Origin of the sequence: Pseudomonas sp. MAG733B (genome assembly GCF_036884845.1) — a bacterium.
In the GTDB taxonomy this organism is placed as follows: Bacteria; Pseudomonadota; Gammaproteobacteria; order Pseudomonadales; family Pseudomonadaceae; genus Aquipseudomonas.
The window spans coordinates 3,305,651-3,320,383 of the sequence record NZ_CP145732.1; the positions used below are offsets into that span (position 1 = coordinate 3,305,651).

Below are 14,733 nucleotides of genomic sequence, written 5' to 3' on the forward strand. Positions count from 1 at the left end.
CATAAAAAGCAGGTGGTTTTGTCTCATGCGCAAACTGGACCGTACCGATATCGGCATTCTCAACAGCCTTCAGGAGAACGCCCGGATCACCAACGCCGACCTTGCACGCTCGGTCAACCTGTCGCCGACACCGTGCTTCAATCGGGTCAAGGCGATGGAAGAACTGGGCCTGATTCGCGAGCAGGTAACGCTGCTGGACGCCGACCTGCTGGGGCTGCACGTGAACGTGTTCATCCACGTCAGCCTGGAGAAGCAGGTGGAGGAAGCGTTGCAGCATTTCGAGGAAGCGATTTCCGATCGCCCGGAAGTGATGGAGTGCTACCTGATGGCCGGCGACCCGGATTACTTGATCCGCGTGCTGGTGCCGACCATTCAGTCGCTGGAGCGCTTCATGATGGATTTTCTGACCAAGGTGCCGGGGGTGGCGAACATTCGGTCGAGTTTTGCGCTGAAGCAGGTGCGCTATAAGACGGCGCTGCCGTTGCCGGCGAATGGCCTGACGTTGGGCGCGTGAAGCGACCTCAAATCCGTAGGAGCAAAGCTTGCTCGCGATGGCGATCTCAAGGGCGCTATCGCGAGCAAGCTTTGCTCCTACAGGTCAGAATTTATTGATCGGGATTTTCAGGTAGGTCACGCCATTGTCTTCCGCCGGCGGCAGATTCCCCGCCCGCACATTCACCTGAATCGCCGGCAACAACAGCGTCGGCATGCCCAAACCCTCATCGCGCTGGGTGCGCATGGCAACGAAGGCCGCTTCGTCGATGCCGTCGCGCACGTGGATGTTGCTTTTGCGCTGCTCCCCGACGGTGGTCATGCACTGCGGTTCGCGGCCCTCGGGCGGGTAATCGTGGCAGACGTAAAGGCGCACGTTGGCGGGGAAGGCCAGCAATTTGTGGATCGAGGCGAACATCTGGTTGGCATTGCCGCCGGGAAAGTCGCAGCGTGCGGTGCCGACGTCCGGCATGAACATTGTGTCGCCGACCAGAATCACTTCGTTGCCGATCAGGTACGCCATGTCCGCCGGGGTATGGCCGGGCACATGCAGCGCCGTGGCTTGGATGTTGCCAATGTGGAAAGTTTCGTCGGGGGCGAACAGGTGATCGAACTGCGAGCCATCGATGCAAAATTCCGGTTCAAGGTTGAACAGGGTCTTGAACACGTTCTGCACCTTGCAGATCGACTGGCCGATGGCGATCCGGCCGCCCAGTTCCCGGCGCAGGTACGGCGCGGCGGACAGGTGATCGGCATGGGCGTGGGTTTCCAGCAGCCATTGCACCTGCAAGCGGTGCTCGCGCACGAACGCGCTGATGCGGTCCGCCTGCACGGTGGTGGTTCGACCGGCAGCAGGGTTGTAGTCGAGCACCGGGTCGACGATCGCACACTGCCCGCCATCCGCTTCGTAGATCACGTAGCTGTAGGTGGACGAGGCATCGTCGAAAAAGGCTTCAATCAGGGCAGGCATGAGGGTTGTTTCTTCGTGGACAAGTCATGAGGTTAGTTTCATTTTCCCTGCGCTGACCAGCCCCCGCGTCAATTCTGTTAACGAAAAATCCGGGTGGGCTCTATCCTGTCACTCTATCGATACCGGGCGTTCCCGGCCTTTGTCATGGATTACGAGCGTTTTATGTTGCTGGCGAGTTTTTTTGGTGTGGTCATGGGATTGGTGCTGGGTTTGACCGGGGCCGGCGGCGGCATTCTGGCCGTACCGGCGTTGGTGCTGGGCCTGGGATGGAGCATGACCACGGCGGCGCCCGTTGCGCTGTTCGCGGTGGGCAGCGCGGCGGCGGTGGGGGCCATCGATGGTTTGCGGCATGGCCTTGTGCGCTATCGCGCGGCATTGTTGATCGCGGCGCTCGGCGCGGTGTTTTCGCCGGTGGGCATCTACTTCGCCCATCAGTTGCCGGAAAAAATCCTGATGATCCTGTTCAGCCTGCTGATGGTCATGGTCGCTGCGCGGATGCTGCGCCGTGAGCGCAAGGACGAGGGGCCGAGCGATCACGGGCATGCCAACTGGGGCCAGAAGAACTGCATGCTCGATCAGCACACCGGGCGCTTTTCCTGGACCGCCAAATGTACCGCGACCCTCGCCGCGCTGGGGGCGGTGACCGGTGTCGTGTCAGGGTTGCTGGGGGTTGGCGGCGGGTTTTTGATTGTGCCTGCGTTCAAGCAACTGACCGATGTGCAGATGCGTGGAATCATCGCCACCTCGCTGATGGTGATCAGCCTGATCTCGGCCATCGGCGTGATCGGTGCATTGCATGCCGGGGTGCGCATCGATGGGCTGGGTGTTGCCTTCATCGTCTCCAGCATTGTCGGCATGGTCATTGGCCGAAAGCTTTGTGCCCAGGTGCCGGCGCGGGCGTTGCAGGTGGGGTTTGCCAGCATCTGTCTGGTGGTCGCCGTCTACATGCTGGTGCGCGCCTTATAAGGCTCGGTATTGCAGGCTGAAACCCAGTTCAGCGGTTTGTCCCTGTTCCAGCAAACGTAACCCCGGGCGACCGGGCAGGTGATGGGCGTTGACCGGATGACTTACCGGTTCGATGCAGAAAAACTCCAGGCCAACCGGGCAGTAGAGCAGGTAGTAATCGCTGCCGGTGGCTTGGCATTCCAGTTCATAACCTAGATCCGGTTGCTGGATCAGGCACCGGCCGTTCCATTCGCAGAAGCCGTTGTCGACCAGTGATTCGGGGAGCGGCTTGAGTGACTGGAAATTCCAGTCGGCGGGCAGGCTGTCGAGCTGTGTCGGCAGTTTGGTGCTGTCGCACAACCAGACCTGGCGGGCTGGTGCGTGCAAGCGGGTGTTGGCGGTGCGCGGCAGATACGGATGCAGTCCCAGACCATGCCAGGCGGCTTGCTCGGCTTGATGGGTCACACTCAATTCGATGCTCAGTTTGCCTTCGCTCAGATGGAAGCGTTGGCGGGCGCAGTAAGCGAAAGGACAGGGGCTATCGAGTTGCAGCACCACTTCATGCGCGGTGGATGACACCACTTGCCACGCTTGCTGCCAGGCGCTGCCGTGAATCGGTAGTGGATCGGTGAGGCTGTTAGGCGTCAGTGCCAGCCAGCCATCGGGGCAGTCGAAGCCGCCTTCTGCGATGCGGTTGGACCAAGGCACCAAGGGAAAGCAGCCAAGCTTGCCGGGCAAACCGGTGTTGAGGGCGTGGGCATCGGCGTGGCGCAACAAGGGTTGGCCAGTGCTGCGCACGGTCCAGTTGACGATGCTGCCGCCGAGTTCCGGGGCGAGGGTGAGGCGGGTGAATTCGTCTTCGAGTTCGAGCAGTGTTGGCGACATATTGACCAGCAATAGAAACGTTGAGTGGGATATGAATGAAATCCCCTGTAGGAGCACGGCTTGCCGGCGATGGCGTACGTGAGATCGCTATCGCCGGCAAGCCGTGCTCCTACAGGACAAGGATTACAACACCAAATGCGGCAACCACAGCGAAATTGCCGGAATGTAGGTCACGGCCATCAGCACCAGGAACAGCACGGCATAGAACGGCAGCAGGGCCTTCACGGTTTTTTCGATACTGACTTTACCCACGGCCGACCCCACAAAGAGTACCGCGCCCACCGGCGGCGTTATCAAACCAATCCCCAGGTTCACCAGCATGATCATGCCGAACTGCACCGGGTCCACGCCAATGCCCAGAATCACCGGCATCAGGATCGGCGTCAGGATCAGGATCAGCGGCGCCATGTCCATCACGGTGCCGAGCAACAGCAGCATGACGTTGATGCACATCAGGATCACGTAACGGTTGTCCGACAGCGTCAGGAACATCGTGGTGATCTTCGCCGGGATCTGCATCAGCGTCATGATGTAGCCGAAGCTTGCAGCGAAACCGATCAGGATCATCACAATCGAAATCGTCCGCACCGTACGGTGCATCAGTTTCGGCAGTTCGCTCCACTTGTAGTCGCGGTAGATGAACATGGTCACGAAGAACGACCACAGCACGGCAATGGCCGCCGATTCGGTCGCAGTGAAAATCCCCGAAAGAATACCGCCGAGGATGATGACCATCGCCATCAGGCCCCACAACGCTTCACCGCAAATCTTCAGCGCTTCGCGCATCGGAATGACTTCGCCTTTCGGATAGTCGCGCTTCTTGGCGAAGATCAGGCACAGCACCATCAGGCACGCGCTCATCATCAGGCCCGGCACCACGCCGGCCATGAACAGCGAGGCAATCGACACCGTGCCGCCCGCCGCCAGCGAGTACAGTACCGAGTTGTGGCTTGGAGGGGTCAGCAGGGCTTGCACCGAACCGCTGACCGTCACCGCAGTGGCGAACTCCCGCGGATAGCCGCGACGTTCCATCTCAGGAATCAGTACCGAACCCACCGAAGCGGTATCCGCCACCGAAGAACCGGAGATCGCACCGAAGAAGGTCGAGGCCATGATGTTGACCAGCGACAAGCCGCCGCGCACGAAACCCACCAGCACCCCGGCAAATGCCACCAGGCGCCGGGACATCCCGCCCTCGGCCATGATCGCGCCGGCCAGGACGAAGAACGGAATCGCCAGCAGGGAGAATTTGTTCACGCCGCCAGCGACCTGAATCATCAGCGCCTGGAACGGAATGTCGATCCAGAACGCACCGATCAGCGCGGAAAGCCCCAGCGCGTAAGCGACAGGCATGCCGATCAGGATCAACGCGATAAAACTGCCCAACAGAATAAAAGCGTCCATTCAGGCAGCCCCTTCGTTTTCTTCAACGATGTCGAAACGCACGACCCGACGGTTGCTCTGGTCACCGAGCAAGAGTTTTTCCAAAACAAAAATCAGCGTCAGCACGCCGCCCACCGGAATCGGCATGTAGGTGATGCCTACGCGGAGGGTCGGCAGGGCGCTCATGAACTGGTTCCACGTCGACAGGCACAGCTTGGTGCCCCAGATCGCCATGAACAGGCTGATAGTCGCCATCAGCAATTGTGCGAACACACTCATGGCTTTGCGCAGATTCGGTTGCATGCGGTCGGTGAGCATTGCCACCGCCATGTGCGAGCCGGAACGATAGCTGGCGGCGGCGCCGATGAAGGTGAACACCATCATCAGCAGGATTGCAGTGGGCTCGGGCCAGCTGGAGCCGGTACCGAGTACATAACGGGCAAATACGCCCCAAGGGATGATCAGCGCAATGGCCAATACGGAGAGCCCGGCGACCCAGATACAGGTCATGTAGAGCTTGTCATTGAAACGTAGCAGCAGATTCTTCATCGGGTTCCACCGTAACCGGGCGCGCACGGACATACAGCTGCGTCAGTGGCGCCGGGCCTTTCTTGAATGCAGGGAGAGTTACTGAACGGCTTCGATGCGCTTGATCAGATCGGCGTAAGGTGCGCCGTACTTCTCGCGGATCGAGGCGGTCGCTTCATAGAAAGGTTTTTTGTCGACGGTGATGAACTCGACGCCCGCAGCCTTGAGCTTCTCTTCGCTGCTGGCCGATTTCGCATCCCACAAGGTGCGTTCCTGGGCCTGTGCGGCTTTGGCGGTTTTCTTCACGAGCGCCTGCTGCTCAGGGGTGAGTTTGTTCCAGGTGATCTTCGACATCACGATCGGCTCAGGCAGGATCAGGTGGCCGGTCAGGCTGTAGAACTTGGCGTTCTGGTAGTGGTTGTGTTCAAGCATGGTCGGCGGATTGTTTTCCGCACCGTCGATCACGCCGGTCTGCAAGGCACTGAAGATTTCGCCGGTGTCCATCGCAATGCCGTTGCCGCCCATGGCGTTGATGGTTTCGATGAACATCGGGTTGCCTTGTACGCGGATCTTCATGCCCTTGAGGTCTTCGAGGGTGCGTACCGGTTTCTTGGTGTAGAGGTTGCGCGTGCCGCCGTCCATCCAGGCCAGGGCGACCAGGTTGAATTCGGAATTGGTGATCTTGTCGAGGATCTCGTCGCCGACTTCACCGTCAATGACTTTGCGCATGTGCGCCTGGTCACGGAACACGAACGGCATGTTGAACACGTTCACGTCCGGCACTACCGGGCCGACGATGCCGAGGCTGACGCGGGCCATCTGAATGGCGCCGACCTGAGCCTGTTCGACTACTTCCTTTTCCGAACCGAGCACGCCACCGGCGAACATCTTGAAGGTCAGTTTGCCGTCGCTGTCGGCCACCAGGGTTTTACCCAGTTGCTCTTCAGCCACCACCGTCGGATAACCGGCGGGATGGATGTCGGCGAATTTGATTTCCAGCGCATGGGCGGCGCTGCTGAGCGAGAAGGCGAGCGGGAGTGCTGCGGCGAGCAAGGTGCGTTTGAAGTCCATGTTTGTGTCTCCGGTTTTATTGTTTTTTTGTTCAAGGCACAGCGGTGTAGCAGAGGGGGTTAAGGCAAATCGTTGAATAGCGGTTCCGGCAAGCCATTGACGCCGGGTTTGAGGGCGAACACGCCACCGGCCAGCGACTGTTCGTCGTGGTCGTCACCGGGACGAATCGAGGTCACGAACAACGTGTCCAGTCGACTGCCGCCGAAGGCGCACATGGTTGGTTTTTTCACCGGTACGGCGAGTGAGCGATCCAGTCGGCCGTCGGGGGTAAAGCGGTGAATCAATCCGGCGTCGTTGGCGCAGATCCAGTAGCAGCCTTCGGCATCCACCGCCGCACCGTCGGGGCGACCGCAGTAGTCATTCATGTCGACAAATACGCGGCGATTGGAGGGGGTGCCGCTGTCGATGTCGTAGTCGAAGGCCCAGATCAGTTGCACGTTGGGGTGCGAGTCCGACAGGTACATGGTCTTGCCGTCCGGGCTGAAACCCAGGCCATTGGGCACGATGAAGCCGCCCAGTTGCGCAGCGAGCGGCCCGCGTTGCCCGGCGCTGTAGCGATAAAGCGTACCGTCAGCAGCATTGGCGCCCATGTTCAGCACCATGCTGCCGGCCCAGAAACGCCCTTGGCGGTCGCAGCGACCATCGTTGAGGCGCATGTCGGTGCGGGCGTGATCAACGTGTGCGAGCAAGTCGCTGTCGAGGCTGCCATCGCTATGCGCGTGCAGATGAAAGAACCCGCTTTCCATTCCCGCGACCCAGCCACCGTCACGGTGCCGGGTGATGCACGCGAGCATTTCCGGCGTCTTCCAGGCGTGGACATGCCCGGTTTCGGCGCTCCAGCGCTGCAGGCCCCCGGCGGGAATATCGACCCAGTACAGGGCGTTTTCCTCAGGGACCCAGACCGGGCTCTCACCGACGGCGTTACGGGCATCGACAATCAATTCAGCTTGCATGGCAACTCATTCCCTTGGGTTTTTGTTGTGGGATCAAGTGGGAAGCGTTGGATGTTTCAGTCGCCGAACGGGCCGGCCGCGCAGAACCCGCCACCCTGGTAGACCCGCGCCGGGTCATCGGCAGCCGGCATCGGCTGCGCTTCAACCTTTTCGCGGAACACTTCGGAAGTGTCGTTCGGTGAATAGCCCAGGTTCGTGGCGTAGCGGTTGTCCCACCAGATGTCCTTGTTGTCGGACATGCCGTAGACCACGGTGTGGCCGACGTTCGGGGTGTACAACGCGCGTTCGAGCAATTGGGTCAGGTCGCCAAAGCTCAGCCAGGTGCTCATCATCCGGCGGTTCTGAGGTTCCGGGAACGACGAGCCGATGCGCACGCTGACGGTCTCGATGCCGTAGCGGTCGAAGTAGAACGTGGCCATGTCTTCGCCGTAGGCTTTGGACAGACCGTAATAGCTGTCAGGACGGTGAGGGGAGTGGGCGTCGATCACTTCGTCCTGCTTATAGAAGCCGATGACGTGGTTGGAGCTGGCGAAGATCACGCGCTTGACGCCATGTCGGCGCGCCGCTTCGTAAATGTGGAACACACCGCAGATGTTGGCGCCGAGGATCTGTTCGAACGAATGCTCGGTCGACACGCCACCGAAGTGCAGGATCGCGTCCACGCCTTCGACCAATTGATGTACGGCTTGCTTGTCGGCGAGGTCGCAGGGCACGACTTCTTCGCGGTCATCGATGGCCGGGGCGATATCGGCGATGTCCGACAGGCGAATGACGTTGGCATACGGGCGCAGGCTTTCGCGCAAGACTTTGCCCAGGCCACCGGCGGCGCCGGTCAGCAGCAGGCGATTGAAGGGAGTGCGGGCGGTTGCAGTGGTCGTCATGGGAATCCCTGGACAAGCGGTTGTTGTTATTGGTTCGTTGTAGGTTGTCGTACGACTATGGCGAAGTATCGTTAGGCTATCCGGTTCTTGTCAACGCGACTTTGGTGGAAATGGACGGAGGGTCGTGTCCTGAAAGCCTGCGGTAATTCTTCAAGGCCTCGCGCACCTTGTAGGAGTGAGCCTGCTCGCGATTGGCGGCCTGACATTCAACATCAAAGTCGACTGAAATGCCGCCATCGCGAGCAGGCTCGCTCCTACATTGGTTTTGTGTTTACAGCAGGCTGATCGGGTAGCTGATAAACAACCGGTTCTCATCGAACTCGTTGGTGCTGAAGTTCTTGCGGATGCTCGCGTTACGCCATTTGACGTTGAGATTTTTCAGCGGACCGCTCTGCACGGTGTAGGCCAGTTCCGATTCGCGGCCCCATTCCTTGCCGTCGGTGATGGTCCCGGTGTGCACGTTGTCGCCGCTGATGTAGCGGTTCATCAGGGTCAGGCCAGGAACGCCGAGAGCGACGAAGTTGTAGTCATGACGCACCTGCCAGGATTTTTCCTTGGCGTTGTCATAGCTGGAGTTGTAGCTGTCGTTGGCCAGGGTGCCGCCGCTGGTGCCGTTGACGCGCATCCAGACATCGTCGCCGCTGAGTTTCTGCAAGCCGACGTAGAAGGTGTTGCCGCCGTACTTGGCAGAGAGGAGGGCGAACGCGGTTTTGTTGTCGAGGTCGCCGGCCAGGGCGCTGCCGTCTTCCTTGCCGATGAAGTAGCCGAGGTTGGCGCCGAGGGTCCAGTCGCCGATCGGCTGGCTGTGGCTCAGGTTGAAGTACTGCTGCTGATAGATGTCGCTGAGTTCGGCGTACCACACGCCAACCTGAGTGCGTTTTTCGTTGAAGGCGTATTCGCCGCCGCCGAAGTTGAAACGGTCGGAGCTGAAGGCCGCCGATTTGCCGTTCATGAACATGTCTTCCATGCTCGCATCGTTGCGCGGGCTGTTCTGACGGAACTGACCGCCGTAGAGCGTCAGACCACTGATTTCGGTGGAAGTCACCTGGCCGCCCTGGAAGGTTTGCGGCAGCGAACGGCCGTCATCGGAGCGCAGGATCGGCAGCACCGGCATCCATTCGCCGACCTTTAATTCAGTCTTGGAAATCTTGCCTTTGAGCGCGACACCCAGGCGCCCGAAGTTGTCGGCCGGGCGACCATCACCATGGATCGGCAGCAGTTGCGTGCCGCCAGTGCCTTTACCGCCATCGAGTTTTTGCGAGTACAACCCCAGCACATCCACACCGAAGCCGACCGGGCCTTGGGTGAAGCCGGACTTGGCGTCGAGGATGAAGTTCTGTGTCCACTCTTCCGCCTTGCCCTGCGGGTAAGCCGGGTTGGTGTAGTTGCGGTTGAAGTAGGCGTTGCGCAGGTTCAGCGTGGCTTTGGCGTCATCGGTGAAACCTTCGGCCTGGCTGGTCATAGGCAGGGCGAGGGCCAAGGTGCTGCAACCGATCAGGCTCAGGGTGTGGCGACGGGCGAAGGTGGGACGTGGACTACGGACGGAAAAATTGCGGGCGAATTTGCTCACTGTAACGCTCCCTTTTCTTTTTTGTTTTTATTGTTTGTCATACGTCGTCGTACAACATTGGGGCGAATATTTGCGGGATTTTTGCGGGTTGTCAATCGGAAGTTATACGATGACTTGCGAGGTGTTTAGGATTTTGTGGGAGCGGGCTTGCTCGCGAATGCAATGGGTCAGGCAATACAGGTGTTGAATGTAAGGCTGTTTTCGCGAGCAAGCCCGCTCCCACATGAGGATGTGTATTCAGCTAGAAATCATCGGCGCCAGGGTTCCGAGCAGCGAAACCGCCGCTACCGCGCCAAGCCCCAACAACCACTCCAGCATCACGCTGTTGCGCAACGTCGCCAGACGCCGTTCGCAATCATTGATCCGCAGCCGATTGAATAACGCCAACCCCAGCATCGCGGCAACCAGCGACACCTTGATCAATAGAATCAGGGCAAAACCCGACAGCAACGGCGTCGGCCACCAGGCTCCGGTGAGCGCCCGCACGTTGATCAATCCGCTGACTGTCAGCCCAGCCACCAAGACATAACCAACGCCGCTGAATCGCTGCAACAGCGTGCGGATGGCATGTTCGTCAGGGCGGCGCAGGATCATGACCAGCAGCATCAAGCCGCCGAGCCAGGTACCGACGCAGGTCAGGTGAATGAGTTGATTGAGGATCAGTAATTGCCCTGCGGCGCCATCGAGCATGGCGCCGTGGCCGATGGGGGCGAGGGTCGCCAATGCCAGGCCGCTGAGGATGACTTGCAAGGGCAGATTGTTACGCAGGGGCGTCAGCAGCAACGCCACCAGCAAGCCATTGAGCAGCAGGTGCCACGTCCAGATTCGACCGAAAAAGGTATGTGTCAGCACTCGCTGCAAGGTCGACGATTCAAACGCCGCCTGCCACGTGCCAGCCATGCTCGCGGTGACCAGCAGCAACCAGCCAATGCCGCTGAGCAGTGCCAGTGTTGCGAGCCAACGACAGACGCGCGCCAGCGACTGATCCAGCGTTGTCTCGCTGCGCAAAAGCAGCGGTTTGAATACCCACGCTCCGAACAGCATCAGCACCACGGTGAAATGCAGGAAACGGCACAGCACCATCGCGTTGGTCATGTGTTATTGGTCGACCTCGAACGCGTACGCGCCTTCGCTCTTGTGAGTATCGACCGACACGACATGCCACTCGACCTTGTAGTCACCCGCAGTCAACGGCACAGCCGGGGTGACGATCAGGGTCTTCTTATCTGGGCCTTGGGTGACCAGGCTTTTCACCAGCACATCGGCACCGTCGTGGGTGATCGTGACTTTGCAGAAGTCGGCTTCGACGCCTTCGGAAAACACCAGGCTCAGTTCCGCCGGGGCTTTCACGGTGCTGTCGGCGGCGGGTGTCTGGCTTTGCAAATGGGCGTGGGCAAACGCAGTTGAAGCGGCAAACAGCGAGCCGAGCAGGGCGACGGCGGTCAGGGTTTTCTTCAAACGCATGGTGAGTCCCTCAGCGGTGGGTTCGGGGCAGTTTAGTCGGGCGATGCGGGTTGTACGAAGTTTGCTTTTCCCCTGTCGCCGCAAGCTAGAGCGGATGCTAGTCTTGTTTAACGCTGTTGTCAGGGAGCCCTCATGGGCAATCACAAGATCGAGATTCGCCGCAGTAACGTCGAGAAAATTCTGCTGGGGGCCGAGAAGGTCTTCGCTGAAAAAGGTTTCGGCAGCACCGCCATGGCCGACATCGCCGCCGAAGTGCAACTGCCGCGCTCCAACCTGCATTACTACTTCAGCACCAAGACCGAACTGTACAGCGCCGTGCTGTTCGACCTGCTGGAAGTGTGGAAACAGGACGCGCTGTGCTTCGAAATGTTCGACGACCCGCGCGTGGTGCTCAGCAGCTACATCCGCGCCAAAATGAACCACTCCCGCAGCCGGCCACATGGTTCGAAAGTCTGGGCCAACGAAATCATCCACGGCGCGCCGACCCTGGGCACGGCGCTGGACGCGAGCCTGTACGACTGGGCCAAGATGAAAGAAGCGAAGATCCGCCAGTGGGTGGAAGATGGACGCATCCTGCCGGTGGAACCGTCGAGCCTGCTGTACATGATCTGGGCCTCGACCCAGCACTACGCTGACTTCGATCATCAGGTGAACATTCTCAATGACCATCAACCCCTGTCGGACATGCAGTTCGAGCGGGCGGTGCAGACGGTGACGAGTGTGATTTTGCGGGGGATTGGGTTGGAGCCCTGAGATATACGGCGAAGCTGCCGACGCCATCGCGGGCAAGCCTTGCTCCTACAGGTTTTGCGTCAGATTACGATCCAATGATCGACGCTTAATCTGTAGGAGCAAGGCTTGCCCGCGATGAGGCCAGCTCAGACGCCGTACATCTCAAGGACTAACATGAAACGGATTCCTCGAATCATGATTCCAGTCCAGAAACGGCTTGCCGTTCTCCATCGGCACCATCTCGATGCAGTCCTCGACCGGGCAGGTGATCTGGCACAGGTTGCAGCCCACGCATTCCTCGTCGATCACTTCATAGCTGTGCGTACCGTCGGCTTTTTTCAGGCTGGCCACGGCCTGGTGCGAAGTGTCCTCGCAAGCGATATGACAGCGACCACAACCGATGCACGCCTCCTGGTCGATTTTCGCGATCACCTGATAGTTGATGTCCAGGTACTTCCAGTCCGTGGTGTTGGTCACTGCGCGCCCGGAAAACTCGGCGATGCTGGCGTAGCCTTGGCTGTCCATCCAGCGTGAGAGGCCGTCCTTCATCTCCTCGACGATCCGGAAACCGTGGAGCATCGCCGCCGTGCACACCTGCACCGAGCCGCTGCCCAGCGCGATGAATTCCGCCGCGTCGCGCCAGTTGCCGATACCGCCAATACCGCTGATGGGCAGGCCTTGGGTCTGCGGATCGCGGGCGATTTCGGCGACCATGTTCAAGGCAATCGGCTTGACCGCCGAACCGCAATAACCGCCGTGGGTGCTTTGGCTGCCGACCATGGGATTGGCAACCATGCGCTCCAGGTTGACGCTGGTGATCGAGTTGATCGTGTTGATCAGCGACACCGCATCCGCACCCCCACGATGAGCCGCGCGAGCCGCCACGCGGATGTCGGTGATGTTCGGCGTGAGCTTGACGATCACCGGCAGCGAGCAATACGTCTTGCACCAGCGCGTGACCTGTTCGACATACTCCGGCACCTGACCCACCGCCGCGCCCATGCCACGTTCCGGCATGCCGTGAGGGCAACCGAAGTTCAGTTCGATACCGTCGGCACCGGTGGCTTCCACCAGCGGCAGGATGTGTTTCCAGGATTCCTCGACGCAAGGCACCATCAACGAAACGATCAGCGCGCGGTCCGGCCAGTCCTTTTTCACCTGGGTGATTTCCCGCAGGTTGATCTCCAGCGAGCGGTCGGTGATCAGTTCGATGTTGTTAAATCCGAGAACCTCTCTGTTGGCCCCGAAGTGCGCCGAATAACGCGAAGACACGTTCACCGCCGCCGGGTCTTCACCCAGGGTTTTCCAGACCACGCCACCCCAGCCCGCTTCAAAGGCGCGGACCACGTTGTAGGCCTTGTCGGTCGGCGGCGCGGAGGCCAGCCAGAACGGATTCGGAGATTTGATGCCGGCGAAGACAATCGACAGATCGGCCATTTACGCAGCCTCCACGTTGAGCATCAGTTGAGCGTTGATCGCCTCGGCGGCGCGCTTGCCGTGTTGCACCGCTTGCACGGTGAGGTCCTGATCGAGGCTGGTGCAGTCGCCACCGGCATACACGCCGGGAATGCTGGTACGCAGGTTTTCGTCCACTTCAATGCGCTCGCCCTGACGCTTGAGTTCGCGGGCCAGCGGATCGGCGAGGGCGCTGCCGTCGAAGGCCTGGCCGATGGCCTTGAAGATCGCGTCAGCCGCCAGTTCGAAAGTTTCACCCGTGGTTTGCAGGCGCCCCTCAACCAGATGCGTACGAGCGAAACGCATGCCGCGCACTTGCCCTTGGTCATCGAGCAACACTTCCTCGGGTTGCGCCCAGGTCAACAGGCGCACTTGATTGGCTTTGGCGATGTCTTGTTCGTGATGCGTGGCGCCCATGTCCTCGACGCCACGGCGGTACACCAGATTCACGTCGTGAGCACCGAGGCGGGCCATTTGCACGGCCATGTCGATGGCGGTGTTGCCGGCGCCGAGCACGATGCAGTGGTCGGCCAGCGGTAACTCGGTCAGGTCATCGGCCTGGCGCAATTCGCGGATGTAGTCGGTGGCAGCGAGCAGGCCGGGCGCGTCTTCGTGGGGCAGCCCCAATTGTTTGCTGGCGGCCAGGCCGAGGCCGAGGAACACCGCGTCGAACTGTTGATGCAGGTCGCTGAGGCTCAGGTTCTCTCCGAGTTTTTGTCCGTGACGGATTTCGATACCGCCAATGTCCAACAGGAAATCGAGTTCCTTTTGTGCGTAGTCGTCCACCAGTTTGTACTTGGCGATGCCGTATTCATTCAGGCCACCGGCCTTTTCCCTGGCTTCAAAAATCACCACGTCATGCCCGTGCATGGCGCTGCGGTGGGCGCAGGACAACCCGGCCGGGCCGGCACCGACTACGGCGATGCGTTTGCCGGTGGCGGCGGCGCGGCGGAAGGGGTGTTCGCTGAAATGCGCATTGTCTACGGCGTAGCGCTGCAAAAGGCCGATCAGCACCGGCGCGCATTCGTGGCTGTTGTTGCGCACACAGGCTTGCTGGCAAAGGATTTCCGTCGGACAGACCCGGGCGCAACTGCCGCCGAGGATGTTGGCCGAGAGGATTTTCTGCGCGGCGCCTTGCACGTTGTCCTGATGAATATTGCGGATGAACGAGGGAATATCGATCTCGCTCGGGCAGGCGTTCACGCACGGCGCGTCGTAGCAATACAGGCAGCGCGAGGCTTCCAGATGCGCCTGACGCTCATTGAGCGGCGGCGCCAGATCGGTGAAATGGCCAGCGAGGACGGCCGCGTTCTCGTAAGGATGCGGGAGGTGGGTCAGGGTCTTGATCACGGTTTTGGCCTCACGGTAAATTGAGGTGCTGCCTCTGATGGGCATTGTTTTTTT

15 protein-coding genes are annotated in these 14,733 nt (G+C 60.1%); 3 read left to right on the forward strand and 12 right to left on the reverse strand.

The features are described 5' to 3' along the window. Positions 1-25 precede the first annotated feature (25 nt). On the forward strand, positions 26-514 hold the full coding sequence (gene bkdR / locus V6Z53_RS15375) for a Bkd operon transcriptional regulator BkdR (RefSeq protein WP_025111414.1): 489 nt from the start codon (positions 26-28) through the stop codon (positions 512-514). A gap of 84 nt (positions 515-598) precedes the next feature. Here bkdR and V6Z53_RS15380 read toward each other — a convergent pair whose 3' ends face one another. Next, positions 599-1,462 (reverse strand): MBL fold metallo-hydrolase, encoded by an 864-nt coding sequence (locus V6Z53_RS15380; RefSeq protein WP_338586407.1) that lies wholly within the window; start codon positions 1,460-1,462, stop codon positions 599-601. A gap of 162 nt (positions 1,463-1,624) precedes the next feature. Here V6Z53_RS15380 and V6Z53_RS15385 point away from each other — a divergent pair, with 162 nt between their 5' ends. Further along, positions 1,625-2,428, forward strand: coding sequence for a sulfite exporter TauE/SafE family protein (locus tag V6Z53_RS15385; RefSeq protein WP_338586408.1), 804 nt, complete (start codon positions 1,625-1,627; stop codon positions 2,426-2,428). On the opposite strand, the gene V6Z53_RS15390 is transcribed toward V6Z53_RS15385, so the two are convergent. The 9 genes from V6Z53_RS15390 to copC all read right to left on the reverse strand — a co-directional run bounded on the left by V6Z53_RS15390 (position 2,423) and on the right by copC (position 11,142). Next, positions 2,423-3,292, reverse strand: coding sequence for an aldose 1-epimerase (locus V6Z53_RS15390; protein WP_338586409.1), 870 nt, complete (start codon positions 3,290-3,292; stop codon positions 2,423-2,425). The genes V6Z53_RS15385 and V6Z53_RS15390 overlap by 6 nt on opposite strands. 123 nt (positions 3,293-3,415) lie before the next feature. Then, positions 3,416-4,696 (reverse strand): TRAP transporter large permease, encoded by a 1,281-nt coding sequence (locus V6Z53_RS15395; RefSeq protein WP_338586410.1) that lies wholly within the window; start codon positions 4,694-4,696, stop codon positions 3,416-3,418. After that, entirely contained in the window at positions 4,697-5,224 is a 528-nt protein-coding gene (locus tag V6Z53_RS15400; RefSeq protein WP_338586411.1) for a TRAP transporter small permease, read from the reverse strand. A 78-nt stretch (positions 5,225-5,302) separates the two neighbouring features. Further along, entirely contained in the window at positions 5,303-6,274 is a 972-nt protein-coding gene (locus tag V6Z53_RS15405) for a TRAP transporter substrate-binding protein (protein ID WP_338586412.1), read from the reverse strand. A 59-nt stretch (positions 6,275-6,333) separates the two neighbouring features. Continuing rightward, positions 6,334-7,227 carry an SMP-30/gluconolactonase/LRE family protein gene (locus V6Z53_RS15410; protein ID WP_338586413.1) on the reverse strand — a complete coding sequence of 298 codons (894 nt, stop codon included), beginning with the start codon at positions 7,225-7,227 and terminating at the stop codon, positions 6,334-6,336. Between the two features lie 56 nt (positions 7,228-7,283). Next, a complete protein-coding gene (locus V6Z53_RS15415; RefSeq protein ID WP_338586414.1) occupies positions 7,284-8,108 on the reverse strand; it encodes an NAD(P)-dependent oxidoreductase in 825 nt (274 codons plus the stop codon). 271 nt (positions 8,109-8,379) lie between these two features. Next, positions 8,380-9,678, reverse strand: coding sequence for an OprD family porin (locus tag V6Z53_RS15420; RefSeq protein WP_338586415.1), 1,299 nt, complete (start codon positions 9,676-9,678; stop codon positions 8,380-8,382). 237 nt (positions 9,679-9,915) lie between these two features. After that, the gene (gene copD / locus V6Z53_RS15425) at positions 9,916-10,773 is read right to left on the reverse strand and encodes a copper homeostasis membrane protein CopD (RefSeq protein WP_338586416.1); all 858 of its coding nucleotides are present in this window, start codon (positions 10,771-10,773) and stop codon (positions 9,916-9,918) included. Between the two features lie 3 nt (positions 10,774-10,776). Beyond that, entirely contained in the window at positions 10,777-11,142 is a 366-nt protein-coding gene (gene copC, locus V6Z53_RS15430) for a copper homeostasis periplasmic binding protein CopC (protein WP_338586417.1), read from the reverse strand. A gap of 132 nt (positions 11,143-11,274) precedes the next feature. Here copC and V6Z53_RS15435 point away from each other — a divergent pair, with 132 nt between their 5' ends. Then, on the forward strand, positions 11,275-11,895 hold the full coding sequence (locus tag V6Z53_RS15435) for a TetR/AcrR family transcriptional regulator (RefSeq protein WP_338586419.1): 621 nt from the start codon (positions 11,275-11,277) through the stop codon (positions 11,893-11,895). 141 nt (positions 11,896-12,036) lie between these two features. Here the strand turns inward: V6Z53_RS15435 and preA are convergent, their stop codons facing one another. Together preA and V6Z53_RS15445 are read right to left on the reverse strand one after the other, a co-directional pair. Continuing rightward, positions 12,037-13,311, reverse strand: a complete 1,275-nt coding sequence (gene preA, locus V6Z53_RS15440) for an NAD-dependent dihydropyrimidine dehydrogenase subunit PreA (RefSeq protein ID WP_338586420.1) — start codon at positions 13,309-13,311, stop codon at positions 12,037-12,039. Then, positions 13,312-14,679, reverse strand: coding sequence for an NAD(P)-dependent oxidoreductase (locus V6Z53_RS15445; RefSeq protein WP_338586499.1), 1,368 nt, complete (start codon positions 14,677-14,679; stop codon positions 13,312-13,314). Positions 14,680-14,733: the final 54 nt, after the last annotated feature.